This is a genomic window from Nitrospirillum goiasense (genome assembly GCF_034427435.1).
Lineage (GTDB): Bacteria > Pseudomonadota > Alphaproteobacteria > Azospirillales > Azospirillaceae > Nitrospirillum.
Genome location: NZ_JAXQNP010000003.1, coordinates 1,532,843 through 1,550,136 on the forward strand (window position 1 = coordinate 1,532,843; position 17,294 = coordinate 1,550,136).

Annotated in this window: 12 protein-coding genes; all 12 read right to left on the reverse strand. The window is 67.6% G+C overall.

The window, feature by feature from the left end; all coding sequences use genetic code 11:
• Positions 1 to 12: 12 nt before the first annotated feature.
• Positions 13 to 249, reverse strand: coding sequence for a hypothetical protein (locus tag ULB03_RS21020; RefSeq protein ID WP_322485026.1), 237 nt, complete (start codon positions 247 to 249; stop codon positions 13 to 15).
• A gap of 24 nt (positions 250 to 273) precedes the next feature.
• Positions 274 to 1,635: a hypothetical protein gene (locus ULB03_RS21025; protein WP_322485027.1), complete on the reverse strand. Its 1,362-nt coding sequence runs from the start codon at positions 1,633 to 1,635 to the stop codon at positions 274 to 276.
• A gap of 144 nt (positions 1,636 to 1,779) precedes the next feature.
• On the reverse strand, positions 1,780 to 3,195 hold the full coding sequence (locus tag ULB03_RS21030; protein WP_322485028.1) for a hypothetical protein: 1,416 nt from the start codon (positions 3,193 to 3,195) through the stop codon (positions 1,780 to 1,782).
• On the reverse strand, positions 3,192 to 4,391 hold the full coding sequence (locus tag ULB03_RS21035) for a glycosyltransferase (RefSeq protein WP_322485029.1): 1,200 nt from the start codon (positions 4,389 to 4,391) through the stop codon (positions 3,192 to 3,194). Before ULB03_RS21035 ends, ULB03_RS21030 begins: the two co-directional genes overlap by 4 nt.
• Before the next feature lie 167 nt (positions 4,392 to 4,558).
• The gene (locus tag ULB03_RS21040; protein ID WP_322485030.1) at positions 4,559 to 6,049 is read right to left on the reverse strand and encodes an undecaprenyl-phosphate glucose phosphotransferase; all 1,491 of its coding nucleotides are present in this window, start codon (positions 6,047 to 6,049) and stop codon (positions 4,559 to 4,561) included.
• A gap of 186 nt (positions 6,050 to 6,235) precedes the next feature.
• Entirely contained in the window at positions 6,236 to 7,498 is a 1,263-nt protein-coding gene (locus ULB03_RS21045) for a glycosyltransferase (protein WP_322485031.1), read from the reverse strand.
• Positions 7,488 to 8,822 carry a glycosyltransferase gene (locus ULB03_RS21050; protein WP_322485032.1) on the reverse strand — a complete coding sequence of 445 codons (1,335 nt, stop codon included), beginning with the start codon at positions 8,820 to 8,822 and terminating at the stop codon, positions 7,488 to 7,490. The genes ULB03_RS21045 and ULB03_RS21050 overlap by 11 nt, the downstream gene beginning before the upstream one ends.
• 39 nt (positions 8,823 to 8,861) lie before the next feature.
• Positions 8,862 to 11,153, reverse strand: coding sequence for a GumC family protein (locus tag ULB03_RS21055; protein ID WP_322485033.1), 2,292 nt, complete (start codon positions 11,151 to 11,153; stop codon positions 8,862 to 8,864).
• Positions 11,153 to 11,872, reverse strand: coding sequence for a polysaccharide biosynthesis/export family protein (locus ULB03_RS21060; protein WP_322485034.1), 720 nt, complete (start codon positions 11,870 to 11,872; stop codon positions 11,153 to 11,155). Before ULB03_RS21060 ends, ULB03_RS21055 begins: the two co-directional genes overlap by 1 nt.
• A gap of 195 nt (positions 11,873 to 12,067) precedes the next feature.
• Positions 12,068 to 13,408: an outer membrane beta-barrel protein gene (locus ULB03_RS21065; RefSeq protein ID WP_322485035.1), complete on the reverse strand. Its 1,341-nt coding sequence runs from the start codon at positions 13,406 to 13,408 to the stop codon at positions 12,068 to 12,070.
• A 136-nt stretch (positions 13,409 to 13,544) separates the two neighbouring features.
• A complete protein-coding gene (locus tag ULB03_RS21070; RefSeq protein ID WP_322485036.1) occupies positions 13,545 to 15,008 on the reverse strand; it encodes a mannose-1-phosphate guanylyltransferase/mannose-6-phosphate isomerase in 1,464 nt (487 codons plus the stop codon).
• 260 nt (positions 15,009 to 15,268) lie between these two features.
• Complete coding sequence (locus ULB03_RS21075) at positions 15,269 to 17,275, reverse strand: sulfatase-like hydrolase/transferase (RefSeq protein WP_322485037.1); 2,007 nt, start codon at positions 17,273 to 17,275, stop codon at positions 15,269 to 15,271.
• Between the last annotated feature and the right edge of the window lie 19 nt (positions 17,276 to 17,294).

Sequence of the window (17,294 nt, forward strand, 5' to 3'; positions counted from 1 at the left end):
GGAATCAGCGGGCTATATGATCAGCGACAGCCCGGTCTCTTGGGGCGTGGTTGGCTGGTCCGCGATGTGCCGCCCGCCAACCTTGGTCGACAGGGCGTAGGCCGCCCGCATCAGGGCGGCGGTGGCCCGCCGTTCCGACGGGCTGGGCGGCAGGTTGATGGCGCCGCCGATGTCAAAGGGGGAAAGGGTGTCCGCCGCCGGGCTCACAGGCTCCGGCCCGTTGGAGGGGGTGATCGGCCAAGTGTCCATGGGATGCCCCTCCTTTCGCTTGGATCAGTGCAGGGCCGCCAGGGGTGGAATGGCGGGCGGGGCGGGGGGCAGGGCGGCCGCCGGCAGGATGACAGGGTCCAGCGGGGCGGGGACGGGGGCGAGCGCCGCGCGTCTGGCCCGGGCGTGCAGCACGCTGCAGGCGCCGATGAGGAAGAGCACGGTCCAGGTCTTGGGGCTGACATAGGCGCCGGACGCCTGGCCCAGCACCGCCCAGGACAGCCAGCACATCGGCACCGCGGGCACACCCAGCGCGCGCAGCCAGCCGCTGATGGCCAGGATCATGATGATCCCGCCGCACAGGCCCAGATAGACCCAGTGCAGGAAGAAATAGTTGATCAGCACCTCGTTGGGCTCGGGGATGTTCCACAGCGGGCTGAACGCGCCGGAGCGCAGGAAGACGTCGGCGATGTTGTCGCTGACCAGCTGCTCCCCCGTCAGGCCCACGCCCAGGATGGGGTGGTGCTTCACCACGTCCACGGCCACCAGGAAGGGGCCGATGACGCGATAGAAGAAGCTCTCATCGTTGCCCGAGGCGATCTCATGCAGGCGGTTGGCGTAGACCGTACTGCCCAGGATGGCGAAAGCGGCGATGGCCAGGATGCCCACCACCCCCAGCTTGATGATACGCATGGCGGTGGACTGGCCGGGGTCGTCGCTGGGCCCCAGCTCATACAGCGCCAGCAGCAACACCAGCAGCAGCAGGGTGGGGCCGGGCATGGCCACCATGGCGGCACCCGTCATGGCCAGGTAGCCCAGGCGCTTGTGCTTCCAGTCGCTGGTCAGCAGCCAGGAGAAGGCGAACAGGGTATAGGCGAAGGTGACGGCCGAGGGTTCGGTGGTGAACAGCTTGGGCCGCACCTTGCCGTACAGCAGCTCATCCCGGATGTCGGACTCGTAGATGCCCTGGTGGTAGATGGCCAGGCGCACGGCGTCGCTGATGCGGTTCAGGCCGGCATAGCTTTCCAGCAGGGTGCCGATGACGATGGTGACGATGAACACCAGCATCAGGCGGGAGAAGGCCGCGGCGCCCGCCTCCACCACCGTTAGGAACAGGGCGTAGGAAATGACCAGCGAGTACATCATCTGCAGCAGGCCGGTGGTGCGCTTGGACAGCAGGTCCAGCCCCGGCGCGTAGAGGATGGAGGCCAGCAGCAGCAGGGTCACGCCCAGGAAGGCCGCCAGGCCGGTGGGGGAGATGCTGTGCCGGCGGCGCCAGAGCAGCATGAGGCCGGAGATGCCGGCGATGGCCGCCGGAAAGGGGATGCTGGCGGTGATCTGTATGGAAAAGCCGGTGTAGATGCCCAGCAGGAAAATCACCAGCAGGACCCAATCGGCGCGCGCCATGCCCGGCCTGGGTGCCCCCATCCCCCTATCCAGATACCAAGCGGGTTGCGGCGCCCATGCGCCGATTTCAGGGGCCGTCCACTGGGTCGCAAGGGTCATCACTCTGCCTCAGGGCTTGGTGGCTATGGTGGTGGGGCCGTTTTGGGGTTCTTGGCTGAAAGTTTCTCAGGGACGGTATCGGGGCGGGCCGTTGCCGCCGATGGCCACCAGGGCGCCGGGCGGATAGGGCCGGGGCGGCGGTGGCGCCGGGATGGGCGCGGGCGCCGTTCTGCGCTTGTGCGCCTCGGCGTGCAGCACGCTGCAGGCGGCGATCAGCATCAGGACGGTCCAGGTCTTGGGGCTGACATAGGCACCGGAGGCCTGGCCCAGGATGGCCCAGCCCAGCCAGCACAGCGTCAGGGCATGCACCCCCAGGCTGCGCAGCCAGCCGCTGATGGCCAGCATCAGCACGGCACCGCCGCAGAGGCCGAGATAGACCCAGTGCAGCCAGAAGTAATTCGTCATGACCTCATTGGCGTCGGGAATGTTCCAGAGCGGGGAGAATGAGGCGGACCTGAGGAACACCGTGGCGATGGTGTCGGCGATCATCTGCTCGCCCGTCAGCCCGATGCCCAGGATGGGATGGTGCTTCACCACCTCCAGCGTCACCAGGAAGGGGCCGATAACGCGGTAGAAGAAGCTTTCGTCGTCGCCGTTGGCGATATTGTCCAGCCGTGCCGCGTAAACCGAACTGGCGATGATGGCGAAGGCGATCAGGGCCAGGGCGGCGACGGCGCCGATCTTGATCAAACGCACGCTGAGCAACGGGGCTGGCCCGTCGTCGCCCTTGGGCACCATCTCGTGCAGGCCCAGCAGCAACAGCATCAGCAGCAGGGTGGGGCCGGGCATGGCCACCATGGCGGCCGCCATCATGACGAGATAGCCCAGGCGCTTGTGCCGCCAGCTGCTGGTCAGCAGCCAGCAGAAGGAGAACAAGGTGTAGGAGAAGGTGACGGCCGACGGTTCCGACGTGAACAGCTTCGGCCGCACCTTGCCGTACAGCAGCTCATCGCGCAGGTCGGCGTCGTAGACGCCCGAGGTGTAGATTTTCTGCCGCACGGCGTCGCTGATGGCCGCCAGCCCGGCATAGGTTTCCAGCAGGGTGCCGACGATGATGGTCAGGATGAAGACCAGCATCAGGCGGGAAAAGGCCGCGGCCCCCGCCTCCACCACCGTCAGGAACAGGGCGTAGGAGATGGCCAGCGAATAGACCATCTGCAACAGGCCGGTGGTGCGCTTGGACAACAGGTCCAGGCCCGGCGCGTAGAGGATGGACGCCAGCAACAGCAGGGTCACGCCCAGGAAGGCCGCGAGGCCAGCGGCCGAGATGCCATGCCGGCGGCGCCACAGCAGGATGACGCCGGTGATGCCGGAAATGGCGGCGGGGAAGGGGACGGTGGGGGTGATCTGGATGGCGAAGCCGGTGTAGATGCCCAGCAGGAAGCCTACTAGCAACACCCAGTCCATCACCCCCAGCGGATGCCGCGCTGCGCTGTCGTGGGGAACGGCGCCGTATCCCGCCCATTCGGTCCACGTCGTCATGCTGCGCCGATGGCCGTCAGCAACTGCGGCCCCCTGCTGGTCCAATGGAAGCTGTCGCGGCAGGCGCGATAGGCGGCGTTCTGCAGGTTGTTCAGGCGGTCCAGGTCGTCGATGGACTGGACCACGCCCATGGCCAGGTCCTCGTGCCCCGGATACAGCAGGATGCTTTCCTCCTGCTCCAGCGGCACGCCCGCCACCGAGCCCTTGAGGGCCAGGATGGGCAGGCGGTTGAAGACATAGTCCAGCACCTTCAGCTTGAAGCCGCCGCCGTTGCGTTCCGGCACCAGGGCGATGCGGGCGGCGTCCATGTGGCGGCGCACGTCATCCACCGTGCCGGTGAAGCGGGTGGCCAGCACCCGCTTGCGCATGCTGGCCAGGAAGGTGGCGTCGCCGCTGCCCACCACCTCCAGCTCCACGCCGTTGGCGGCGAAAATGGCGTCGGCCACGCTGATGAACTCTTCCAGGTTCATGCGCTTGGCGATCCAGTCGAAGCTGCCGACGATGACGGCGCGGCGGGGCAGGTCGCGGCTGATGGGCTTTTTCTCGCGTTCCGTCGCGCGATAGCCGGGCGTCAGCACCGCGATGGATTTGTCCGGCCAGCGTTCGCGGTAGAGGTCGGCGTCATCCGGAGTGATGGCGGTAACCAGGTCCGCCTCTTTCACGATGGCCCGCTCCAGCCGCGCCACCTTGGCGGCATCGAAGCGCATCGCCTGGTGCTTTAGGGGATTGGACTGGTTCTGCGCCAACTGCGCCCGCAACAATTCCTCGTGATTGTGCGAGACGTAGACCAGCTTGGGCCGGTTGTGGGCGTGGGGGAACTGGCGTTTGAAATCCGCCAGCGCCCAGCCGGACCCCACACCGTCGATGACCACGCTGTGCCAGGGACCGGAGGCCAGCAGATGCCGCAGCCGGGCATGCATGTCCGGCGTGCCGCAACGGTGGGCGATGTTGGGCAGGGGGGAGCGCAGGCTGCTCCAGCGCGAGCGGGGCTTGTGCTCCGCCAGATGCCAGTCGATGGCGCCGTCGCCCGCCGTCTCCCGCGCGCCGTCGGCGCGTTTGCCGTCCGGGCGGCTCAGCCCCAGCACCGCCATGTCGGCGCCCGCTTGCGCCAGGCTGCCGATCAGTCCCCCGGAATAGATGAACTGTCCGTTATGGGGCGGATCGGGGTCGGCCAGCGTGATCCAGAGGCAGCGCATGGGCTACGTCCCTTCTATCGTGGTCTATCGCCGGCCCCCTTAGGCGCCGGGCGCGGGCATCCGCCCGCTTGGCTTCCTCAGCTTCCAGTCCACTGCGTTCCCCGGAACCTTCCGGCGGACGCAGTTGCGTCCTACAACGGCACCAGGCGAGCCTGATGCCGTTGGTGTCAGTAGGCGTTCTTGGTGAAGATGCTGCTGGTGATGGTGCGGGCGATGATTTTCAGGTCGCCCAGCACGGTCCACGTCTCGATGTAGCGCAGGTCATGCTCCACCCGCTTCACGATGTGCTCCACCGTGCTGGTCTCGCCCCGCCAGCCGCTGACCTGGGCCAGGCCGGTGATGCCGGGCTTCATGCGGTGGCGGCTGTCATAGTGGGCGACGGCGTCGCGGTACAGCAGGCCGCCGGCCTTGGCGGATTGGGCATGGGGGCGGGGGCCGACGATGGACATCTCGCCACGCAGCACGTTGATGAACTGCGGCAGCTCATCCAGGCTGGTGCGGCGCAGGATGCGGCCCAGGCGGGTGATGCGGGGGTCGTTGCGCTGCGCCAGCTTCTCGGCGTTCGCGTCCGCCATGTGGTGGTACATGGAGCGGAACTTATACACTTCGATCAACTGGTTGTTGTAGCCGTGCCGCTTCTGCTTGAAGAGGACGGGGCCCTTGCTCTCCAGTTTGATGGCCACGGCGATGGCCAGCATGATGGGGGAGATCATGACCAGGATGAGGGCGGCCAGCACCCGGTCCTCGACCGTCTTGGCGATGGCGCGCCAGCCGGTCAGGGGATGGCGCAGCAGGTCCAGCACCGGCGGCTCGCCATCGGCGGAACGGCCATGGACGGCCACCGCGTCCAGGCTGATGGCCACGTCCACCGGCGCCTGGCTCAGCACATGCAGCGCTTTGGCCAGGACGGGGTTTTCACCCGACAGGGGCATGGCCAGGATGACCCGGTCGACCCGGCCGGCGCGGACCTCGCCCAGCAGCGCGTCGAGGCCGCCGAGGATGGGATAGCCGACGCAGAAGCGGGCATGGCTGGCGCGGTTGTCGTCGTAAACGCCGATGACGTGGCGATCATCGCGCGGGGTGGCGCGGTATTGGCGCAGGAGATGCTGGCCTTCCGGACCGGTGCCCACGACCGCGACGTTCTGGGTCATGCGGCCGGCGCGGTGCCAGGTGCCGACCGCCACGCCGGCGGCCAGCCGACCCATCGCCAGCCCGCCCAGGGCCAGCAGCGACCAGATGGCCAGCCAGTTGGTCATCGATGGATCGAGGGCGCCCAGGAGATGGAGCAGGGCGGCCAGGCCGCCAGCGGTGAGGGCCCAGGCCGAAGCCAGGGGCAGCAGGCTGTCGGCGGGCTTGCGCAGGCGGTCCAACCGCCGCGCGCCGGTCCAGCGCAGGGCCGCCATGCCCAGCAACAGGCCGACGATCAGCACCAGGCCGACCAGGGGCCGGGCCACGCTGCCGTCCGCCACGGCGTAGCCGGCGGCACCGGTGACCAGGATGGCGAGGGCGTCCAGCGCGGCGGCGGTGCCGGTGATGACCTCCGGCGCCAGGGGGCGCCCGCTGCGCGGCGGGTGCGTCATCGCGGCGGGCAGGCCCACCGGATTGTCGCGCAGGGTGATCAGGGGGGTGGAAAGGGCTTCGGACAGGGCTGGGGGCATGGGGTTGGGTTCCTGAATGCGGCGACCGATGGCCAAACGCGCCCACGCGATGGGGTGCGACGGCTGGCCAAGGTGGCTGATCAACAGCCGAGTTCGCCCAGATCAGGCCATGCCCCCGCCAAGAAGTCCTGTGACCAAGCTGGGACTTGCTCGCAGGTGCGGCAATCAAGCCCAGTCATATGCCAATCAGGCAGTGCCCATGAGGCTAGAGATTATTTCGGAAGCGAAGTTTTGCGGACTCTGATGGCGGATATAGTTCGCCGCCGCTTCCTGGTCGAAATAACTGCGGGTGTCGCTTTCCGATAGATATTCTATGCCTTTGGAGAGAGTGTCGCTGTTGGTGGTGTCCAGTGACAGGCCCAGCCGGTGGGTGCGGGCCAGGCAGCCCAATAGGCCCAGGTCCTGGGTCAGGACCGGCTTGCCCGCCTGCGCCGCCCACAGCAGCACGCCGCTGGACCCGACGAAGCGCTGATAGGGGGCCAGAACGACGGAAGTTTCCTTGATCAGGGCGTTGATCTCGCCGCTGGTCAGGCGCCGGTCTTCCAGATGGATCCATAGGTCTGGCTGTTCCCGCCGCACCCGGGCCAGGGCGGCGTACACCCGCTCCCGCAGTGCGGGATCGACCTTGCCGGCGATCATGACGCCCACCTTGGCCGCCGCGTCCGTGGGCAGCCGGCACAGGGCGTCCAGCAGGGACAGCACGCCCTTGCGCTCGCTTAAGAATCCGAACAGCAGCAGGGTCACGCGGTCGGCGGGCATGCTGTTGGCCAGCCCCCGCTCCTCCGGCTTTTCATTCACGAAGGGATGCACGGGATCGACCACCGTCCGTACCTTACCGCCCTGGGCGTAGCGTTCATGGGCATAGGTGGGGAAGTAGGGGTCCAGGGTCAGGACCCGGTGCACGGCGGCGTTGCGCAGCATCAGGGGGTAGAGCAGGGCCTTGCGCGCGTCGCGCATCCATTCCTTCAGGCTGGGTTCGTAGCTGCCCAGCGCGCGATAGTGGACCGAGGGCCGGAACAGCACGCCACACAGGCGCCGGCCCCGCGCGCCCAGCGACAGGGCCAGCGGCAGGGTCAGATGATCCAACGATAGGAAATGCCCGGCCTCGGACCCCGTCCGCTCCAGATAGCGGCGCATGACCCACCAGCGGGCGAAGCCGCGCACCGGCAGCAGAGGGTGGCGGCACAGCGCCTGTTCCGATGGCTCCAGCGGCAGTATCCGCACGCGATCCGGCCGGCCGGCGGCGTCATCGGCCGACAATTCGTCGTACAGCTCGCGGGCCACCACGAAGGACACCCGGTAGTTCCGCCGGTCGGCGGCGGCGAAGTGCATCAGGTGCTTCAGCCATTCGCAGGGGTGCCCCTCCGCGTCCGGCTCGAAAATCACGAAGGAGCGGGGACTGTCCGCGAGCGGTGCCGCCCGCGCCCCCGCGGGAACCTTATTTGGCATAGAGCGCATCCAGTCGCCGCACCAATCCCCCCAGGACGTGGGACCGGGAATAATGCTGTTCGACGAAACGCCGGCCCCGCGCCCCCAGTTCCCGGCGCAGCGGCGCGTCACGGACCAGGCTGAGGACGGCGTCGGTGAAGGCTGCGGTGTCGTGGGGCGGCACGCAGACGAAGGCGCCGCTGCGCTGCTGCAAATGCCACAGGGGGCTGTGCGGCTTGGCGGTGGTGACGAAGGGGCGGCCCACGGCCATGATGTTGAAGATCTTCGACGGGATGGCGAAGGCGGCGGCGTCCGGCTCCTGCGGCACCAGGTGGATGTCGCCCTCGCTCAGGCCCTGGCGCAACTGGTCTGGCGGCAGCAGGCCGGTAACGCGCACGCGGCGCAGGGCCCGGGTGGCGATCTCCTCCTCCAGGGCGGGACGCATGGCGCCGCTGCCCCGCAGGATGATCTCCACGTCGTCGGTGCGGCGCTGCAACTCCTCCGCCATGGACAGGACTTGGCCCAGGCCCTGCTTCAGGCCGAAGTTGCCGCTGTACAACAGGCGGGCGGCGATCTTGGGCGGCATTTTGTGTACTTGGGGGATGATGGCCGGGCCGTCGTTGGCCGGAACCCGTGGGGGCTCAGGGTACAAGCGGTCAGTGTCGACCCAGATAGGCACGACCTCGATGTCCTGCGTCACGCCCAGGTCCCGCAATTGCTCGGCCATGTGATCGGTCAGCACCACGATCAGGTCGACGCGGTTGAGGACGGTGCGTTCGCACCAGCGCATGGCCTTCACCAGGCCGCCGCTGGACACCATGTTCAGCCCCTGGGCCATGCCGGACTGGATGTCGTGGATGATGGCGACATGGCGGCCGTCGCGCTGGCGCACCAGGCAGCCCAGGGCGACCGTCAGGATGGACGGGCAGAGGCTGATGACCAGGGGCTTGGGCTTCAGCCGGCCCGAGGCCCGGGCCCACAGCCCCGCCAGCAGGAAGCTGGCCTCCGCCAGGATGCGGGCCTTGGCGGAGCCCTTGCGCGGGATCATGGCCCGCAGGCGCTCCACCCGCACCCCGTTCATCACCTCGTGCCCGTCCCTGAAGTCCCGGTACTGGGTGAAGACCTCATTGCCCGGATAGTAGGGCAGGCCGGTGAACACCGTGGTCTCACATCCCTTCTGGGTCAGCCATTCCGCGAGGTCGGCGCACTGGGGGGCGGAACCGATCAGTTCGGGGGGATAGGCGCGGGTCAAAAGGGCCGCCTGGGGGGAAGGGACGGAGGAAGGAGGAAGATCCATCCCCTTGGTTCCCTCGGGCGGCAAGTCACGCAGGGCCTCTCGCTCCATGGGGCTATCCTTAACCGAAGTGGCATCGACCAGGGGCGCTCAGCCGAAGTGATCGGCCAGGGGGCGGGCGTAGTCGTAGTTCAGCGGGCCATAGCCGTACTGGCGGTAGCGGCGCGGATCGACGCGGGACATGATCACGCCGGCCAGGTCGCACTGCACCTCCACCAGTTGGCGCAGGGCCTGCAACGCGGCGTTGCGGCGGGTATGGTCCCAACGCACGGTGAACAGCACCTTATCCACCATCCGCGACATGGCCAGCACCTCCGCCCCCACCAGGACCGGGGCCGTGTCGATCAGCACCAGGTCGTAGTTCTTGGCGAAGGTCTGCAACAGGACCCGCATCCGGTCGGATGTCAGCATGCGGGTGTCCTTGGAGGTCCAGTGCCCGGCGGTGATCAGCTCCAGCCCCGACAGGGTGTCGTGGTGGATGCAATCGTCCAGCACCACGCTGTCATCGGTCAGCAGCGAGGCCAGGCCATGCTTGTTGGACACGTTGAACAGCTTGTGCTGGGAGGGGGAGCGCCAGTCGCAGTCGATGATCAGGATGCGCCGGCCATGGCTGGCCAGCAGGCGGCCCAAGGCGGCGATGATGACGCTCTTGCCCTCCCCGGGGGCGGCGGAGGACAGCAGCACGGTGCGTGGGCTGTACTCCATCTCCGACAGTTCCAGCGCGATGTGGATCTTGCGCAGGGTTTCGGCGAAGGGGGACACGGGCTCGCGCAGCACCTGGGCGGTGGGCGACTTGCCCTTCACCTCCGGCACCAGGGCCACGACCGGGATGCCGGTGGCGCTTTCGATCTGGCTGCCCTGGCGGAAGGTCTGGTCCGCCTCCTCCATCAGCAGGGCGATCAGCATGCCGGCCACGGCGCCGACCAGGGTGCCCAGCAGCAGGATCAGGGCCTTGGGTGGATAGCTGGCGGCCACCGGCGGCGTGGCGCGGGAGATGACGCGGGCGTCCGGCGCCTCCAGTTGCTGGCGGCCGATCAGGCGCTTCTCTTCCGTCAGCATGGTTTCCAGCAGATGCCGGTTGACGGCGGCGTCGCGCTCCATCGCCTCCAGGTGGATGGCGTTCTGGTTGTCGGCGCCCAGCGAGCCCTTGGCCTCGTTGAAGTCGCGCAGCACGGCCTGATAGCGGGCACTGGCGGTGCGGGCCACGTTCTGCAGGCCGTTGATGATGCCCTGCATCTCCGCCTTGATCTTGCGCTGCGCGTCGGCGATCTGGGCCTTGGCGTCGGTGACCTGCGGATGCTTGTCGCCATAGGTGGCGGACAACTGGGCCAGGCGCTGCTCGGCGGCGGCCTGCTGCTGCTTCAGCGACTGGATCAGGGGATTGTTCAGCACCTCCGGCACGCTGTCGCCGGTGATGCCCTGGCGCATCAGGTTCTGGGCGTCGTTCAGGTGCGCCTCGGCGTCGGCCTTGGCGGTCTGGGCGGTGATCAGCTGGGTGTTCAGCTCCGTCAGGCGCTGGCCCATGATGCCGGTGCCGTTCTGCTGATCGTACAGGCCGTATTGCTTGCGGTAATCCTCGATGGCCTTCTCGCTGTCCTCCACCTGGTGGCGAAGGTCGGCGATGCGGCTTTCCATATATTCTTCCACCCGGCTGGCGGTGCCGACCTTCACGTCGCGCTGCTCCGCCAGATAGGCGTCGGCGACGGCGTTGGCCACCAGGGAGGAGGTGTCCGGATTGCGCGTGGTGGCGGATATCTTCAGCACGTCCGTCCGGCCGACCGTCGCGATGTCCAGCTTGGACACCAGGATGTCGACCGTGCGGTTGTTGATGATGGCCGCCAGGCGCGCCTGGTCTTCCGGCGTTTCTGGCGCCTTGGCCTTGGGCTTGGTCAGCCATTCCGCGACGCTGGCCGGCAGCAGGCGGGCCCAGGCGGGCACCTGCGGCGCCGCCGTCTTGGCGTCCGGGTTGAATTCCGGGTCATCGTTCAGATGCAGCCGGTCGACCACCTTCTGGGCCAACTCCCGCGACTGGGCGACCAGCCCCTCGCTCTGCACCCGCTCGGCGTTGAAGGTGATGGACGCGATCGTGGGACCGATGCCCTCCATCGAGGGCTGGGGCACGCCCACCAGCACCCGCGCCTCGGAGGTGTAGCGCGACGGCATGCTCCATCCGACGATGCCGGCCAGAAGGGCGGCACCCACGGTGCAGGCCAGGACCAGGCGGCGGTGCGCCCAGATCTTGCGGTAGGTGTCCAACACATCCCGCTGCTGCTGTTGCGGCGGCGGCATGTAGAGGGGGCGGGGGGCCGGCGGTGCGGCGGTGAGGCGCCGGGGGAGGATGGGACCACCACCCAGGGCGCGGGGCTGCTCGGGCAAAGTCATCAGAAATAGCGCTCCCGGACTGTGATGACGTCACCGGGCTGGACCGGCGTCGTCGGTTCGGCGTCGACCTGGGTTTTGCTGCCGTCCTTGGCGGTGCGCTGCAGACGGAAATCATCCTCGCGGGCGCGGTAGGTGAAGCCGCCGGCCAGTGCCACGGCGTTCAGCACCGTCATGCCCGAGACGTAGGCGTAGCTGCCGGGGGTCTTGACCTCGCCCAGGATGTAGAAGGGCCGATAGCTCAGCACCTCCACGCTCACATGCGGGTTCTTGATGTAATTGGGGGATAGGCTGCTCTCCAGCGACTTGCCCAATTCGCCCGCCGTCAGCGAGCCGGCATGCACCTGCCCCACCAGGGGGAAGGACAGGGTGCCGCTGCCGTCCACCGCGTATTCGCCCGACAGATCCTGCTGGCCGAACACGGTGATGCGCACGCGGTCGCCGGGCCCCAACTGATAGTCCGCGGCGGCCACGCCGCCCGGTGCCGGCGCGCCGGGGCGGCCGGTGGTGTCGTTGTTGGCGACGACGTTGGCGTTGGTGGCGGCGTTGGTGGCGGCGTTGGGCGCCGGCGGCACGGCGCCGTTCTGGGCGCGGGCCATGACGGGAAGCACCAGGGCGGCGGCCATGACGGTGACGACCGCCAGCCTGGATGCCGCCGATCGGGACGCCAATGAGGGCACCAGCCGGTTAGGGTATTGGGAGGTGAGGCTGGAAGGCAGCATTCCGGCACCTTCTGCTAGATGGGCGGCGGCCCGACGCCGGGGCGCCGGGGTCTCGTCCGTTGGTTTACCTGGTGACGGCCCGTTTCTCGCCGGGCCCACACGATGGTTTTATCAAACACGGGTGGTGGCGGTTGTGATCAAACGAGGGCCGCCCCCGCATGTGCTGTGATCGCGATGGATACAGCCAGTATTCCCTTACATATGGAAGGTTAGTCCGACCAATATGTTGTGGTCAGCATAGCCGATTCCGGTCCCGTTAGATGACCGGACTTGATAGTTATAGCGCACATTGATGGCGGTCATTTGATTGAGCATGTATTTACCGCCAAGGCCGACGCCATATACATCATCTGTTCGGCCTATGTTCTGGAAGTCGTCAGACTCATGGCTTAGCTGCAGGTGAAGGATGAGGTTGCGCAGCAACTCATGATCCGCGGCCACGGTTTCCTTGGTGGCGAAGTAGCCGGCGGCCCCCACCACGATGGTTTCGTCGATGTCGCGGGTGATCTCGCCGGTCACGGTGGTCAATGGCGTCACGTTCCAGGTGATCTTGGCGCCGCCCGTCGGGGCGGAGAAGGTGCCCAGGCGCGGGTCGTCATAATCCTGTGAGCGATAGCCGGCGAACAGATCGACCGAGGTGATGCCCGTCAGGTTGTACTTGCCGCCGACCAGGACGGTGTAGCCATTGGAGTTGCGGTTGAAGCCGCTCATGTCCGACGTGCTGTCGTAATTGCGCGTGTTGTAGGCGCCCTTCACATACAGCTCGTACAGGCCCTGGATGGTATAGCCGGTGCGGACGCTGACCTCGTTCTCATCATGGTTCTGGCGTTCCCATAGGATGGTCCGGCCGTCGAAGGTCTTGGCGTTGGCGAAGTCATAGCGGTTGTAGCTGTCGCCCAGCTCGACGAACAGGTTGCCGAATTCCTTGTGCCCCACCACGTTGGCCGAGGCCTGGTTGTATTCGGTGGGGTCGGCCTGGCCGACGATGTTGTTGGGCGAGGTGCGGGGCAGGTGCCACAGGCTATAGTCGGCGCCGCCGGCGATCCAGGCGTCGTGGTAGACTTCCAGCCGGCCGTCCGCGCCGATGTCGTAGTTGGCGTAGTTCTCGCGGCTGTGCTGGGCGTACCAGTCGATGTCGCCGCTGGCGTGTAGGTTGAGCTGGTGGACATTCCAGTTGGACTTCAGTTCCAGCTTGGGCTGCAGCACCGTGATCAGGTCGCTGGTGTCGTGGCCTTGCGTCGCATAGATGTTGCTGTCGAACACCTCATTCAGCGTGACGCTGGGGTACAGGATGAAACCGCCCATCCGGATGCCCGTGGGGTCGTATTCCGGGTGTTGGCGGGTCGCCACCGTCTCATCCGGCGAGGTGTCGGTCTGGGCGCCGGCCGGCAGGGCCAGGCCGCCCGCCAGGGCCAGACCGGTCCCGGCCGCCAGCAGGCGGCGCTTCAGGCCGGTCCTGCCCCGGGACCCCCGCGACGGGACCCACGACGGGAAGCCGGTCGCGGGGGTGAGAGGGCGTCGGTGGTGTATAGGCATTGGATTTGACCTCGGGCTTGGCGCGTTGCCCTTGCGGGACCGCGTCTTGGTTTAAAAACGGGTTGCCCCCCGTTCCCCGCCCGCTTGCGCGTTCGAAGTGGCCCCCTGCTTCCGGCTGCCCGGAAGGGGGCCGCGCTCACGCGCGGCCGTAGGTGTCGGACAGACGCACGATGTCGTCCTCGCCCAGATAGGCGCCGGACTGCACCTCGATCAGGTGCAGGGGCAGTTTGCCGGGGTTCTCCAGGCGGTGTTCCATGCCGATGGGGATGTGAACGGACTCGTTCTCCCGCACCAGGCGGTTCTCGCCATCACGCTGCACCAGCGCCGTGCCCTGGACGACAATCCAGTGCTCCGCCCGGTGGTGATGCTTTTGCAGGCTGAGGCGGGCGCCCGGCTTCACCATGATGCGCTTCACCTGGAAGCGATAGCCGATGTCGACGGCGCGGTAATAGCCCCAGGGGCGGTACACCGTGGTGTGGTGGGTTTCTTCCGACCGGTTGCGGCGGCGCAGTTGTTCCACCACCTTGCCCACGTTCTTGGCGTGGGCGGCGTCGGCGACCAGCACCGCGTCATCGGTGGCGACGATCACCAGATCCTTCACCCCGATGGCGGCGACCAGGCGCCCGTCGGAATGAACGTAGCTGTTCGTCACGTCCTGCAGGATGACGTCCCCCTGCTCGACATTGCCATCATCGTCCTTGTGGCTGACATCCCAGAGGGACCGCCAGGAGCCGACGTCGCACCAGGCCATCTCCACCGGGATGACGGCCGCCTTGTCGGTATGTTCCATGACCGCGTGGTCGATGGACAGCGAGGCGGCGGCGGTGAAGCAGCCCTCGTCCAGGCGGAAAAAGCCGTTGTCCTCCTTGCCTGCGGAGATGGCCTCGCGCACGGCGGTGACCATGTCCGGCTGCAGCCGTTCCAGTTCCGCGATGTACTGGCGGGCGGACATGAGGAAGATGCCGCTGTTCCACAGGTAGTTGCCGCTGGCCAGGTATTTCTCCGCCGTTTCGGCGTTGGGCTTCTCGGCGAAATGCTCGACCGCGCGGACGCCGTCGACACCGGGCAGCGGGGCGCCGGTCCGGATGTAGCCGTACCCCGTCTCCGGCTTGTCCGGAACGACGCCGAAGGTCACCAGATGGCCCGCCTGGGCGGCGGGAACGCCCTTGGCCACCGCCAGGTAGAAATCAGGCAGCGAGCCGATCAGGTGGTCGCAGGGCTGGGCCAGCATCAGCGCGTCGGGATCGCGCTCCATCAGCCACAGGGCGACGGCGGCGATGGCCGGGGCGGTGTTGCGGGCGGCGCTTTCCAGGATGATGGTCTGGGGCTGAATCCCCAGGCCGTGCAACTGTTCATGGATCATGAACCGATGCTCTTCATTGCAGATGACCACCGGGTCGGCGAAGCCGGCGTCGCCCAGGCTGCGGGCCGCCGTCTCCTGCAACAGGGTGCGGTCCGAGGTCAGCGCCAGGAACTGCTTGGGGTGGATCGCCCGGGAGAGGGGCCACAGCCGGGTGCCGGCGCCGCCGGACAGGAGAACCGGATGGATTTGCGTGGTCCGCAGGGCTCGGGTGGGCACGCGCTCCGTCACGTCATGCATTTTATGACCGCTCCGCTTCAGGGTGGGAACATTTGCCCGTGACGCTACGGGGCGGACCCGGCAGGGGCCAGTGACCAAGCCGTGGCCGCCAGGTCAGGGCCCGGGATCAGGGTGGGGCGAGCCACCCGCCCCGGTTTGCGCCCAGGAAGGGTGGGCCGGCGGCGTACCCTCTTCCCCGCGCGTGCCAAGGCGGCCTGCGCAAACGAAAGCGCCGCCCGGTGAGGGGCGGCGCTGCACGGTATCGGCGATTTGCCGGAGGATCAGGTCGCGTTCGCGGCCAAGGGGGTGAGATCCCGCGCCTCCAGCCGGGCAAGCAGGTCTGCCAGGCGATCCGCCTCCGCCTGCACGGCGCCGTGGTGGGCCCAGCCTGGCAGATCAGGACGGGCCGTTGGCGGTGAGACATGCACTTGGACCAGGTTGGTGGTCTCGTTGGGGTCCTGCCGCAGGTCGTACATTTCCCATTCCTGCGGCACGCGTCCCTGGGGATCGCAATACCGCGCCAGCTTGAAGTCGGCGGTGCGCACACAGCGGACATGGTTGGGTTGCCGCACGGGGCCCGGCGCCAGGTCAGGCACGGGGCCTTTTCCGTGCCAGCCATGGCGCACGGCGGCGACCGTGGCGTCGTAGATGGCGAATTGGCCGTAGGACGCCGTCTCGTGGGGATCGCCGATGGGGGGCAGCGGCTCCGTGATCTCGTCATCCGTGATGAACAGCACGCCTTGGCGTGGCGTGCCGTCCGGCTCCACCACCACGTCCGTCGTGCCATTGATCAGGGGGGCCAGGTTGGCGCCCGGCAGCGGCGGGAACGGCCCGCGCGTGGCGGCCAAGCGGCGCGCGGCTTCCGCCTGGTCCACCTGCGCCAGGCCCAGGATGGTGGGCAGGATGTCGATGTGGCTGGTCACCTGGTCCAGCTGGCGCAGGCCGCCGGGAACGGGCGTGGACGGCGGGAACTGCACCACCACGGGCACGTGCAGCGCCTCCTGGTACGCGGTGTGCCATTTCTCGATCATCATGCCGTGGGCGCCGGCATATTCGCCGTGGTCGGCGAGGAAGACGACGATGGTGTTATCCGCCAGGCCGGACTCTTCCAGCGTCCGCAGCACCCGGTCGATCTGCGTGTCGACCAGGGAATGCAGGTAGGCATAGAGCTGGATGAAATCCTGGGCCGAGGTGGCGGGGTCGGAGGTCAGCTGAAAGGGGATGCAGCTTTTCAGCGTTGTTGCCACCGCCGCCTCCAGCTTGTCCGCCGGCGCGACGCCAGCGAAATTGTAGCCAATCTTGGCCGACAGGGCCAAACCCATCTTGTACGCATAGTCGTGTTGGCAGGACGGCTTCGTCGACAGATCCTCCGCCAGGGTGGGCGGGTTGAGGGCGCAGTCCTGTGGGAAGCCCAGGGGGTTCAGGGCGACCTGGAAGGTGCCGCCTGTCGGTGGGGGCGTGCGGTCGCCCTGCAGGGGCACCGTCAGGGGGCCGAACAGCGACTGGGTGGCGCCCAACGTCTGGCCATTGGGCAGGGTGACCGGCGTGCCGTTGTCCGAGGGCAGGGCCTGGGAGATTACCGCCGGGTATGTCGCGATGTCGTGCGGGTTGGCGAAGGAGGCGACGGCGAACCAGGGGCGGGCGTTGGACGCGTCCGGGGCCGGCTGGTTGGGGGCCTTCTCGCTCTTGATGGCGGCGGCGCGGTCATAGTCCAGACCCAGCGCCTTGCGGCGCAGGAAATTGCACACGGAATCGGCGAAGCCGATGTCGCGGTAGGTGCCCAGATTGTTGGGCAAGGCGCCATGGGGCTCGGGATAGGACTCCTCCCAATCGTCGAAGCCATAGGCGTCCAGGCTGTGGTTCGGCGGATTGCTCACATGCCATTTGCCGAAGTAATGGGTGCTGTAGCCGGCGGCGCGCATCCAACTGCCCAGGGTGGGGATGCCATCGGCCGCCAGCCAGGGGAAGTTGGCGGCGTCACCACTCTTGAACAGGCCATCGGTCTGGGTCACGCCGGTGCGGGTTCCGTACTGGCCGGTGTAGATCGTGGCGCGGCTGGGCGTGCAGGCGCTGGCGGCGATGGTGTGGTTGCGCAGCACCACCGCGTTGTGGCGCAGACGCAGCAGCCCGGGGAAGAACTCGGCGTAGGGATCGTCCGGCCCCACCGTCCCCTGGAAACCCAGGATGCGCTTCAGCGCCTCGGCGAAGCCGCCCTCAGGGCCGTAGGAGAAGCGGGGAAAGCGATACTGGTCGGTGGTGATCAGCAGGATGTTGGGGCCCGTGCTCATGGCGATGCGTCCCTCCCGT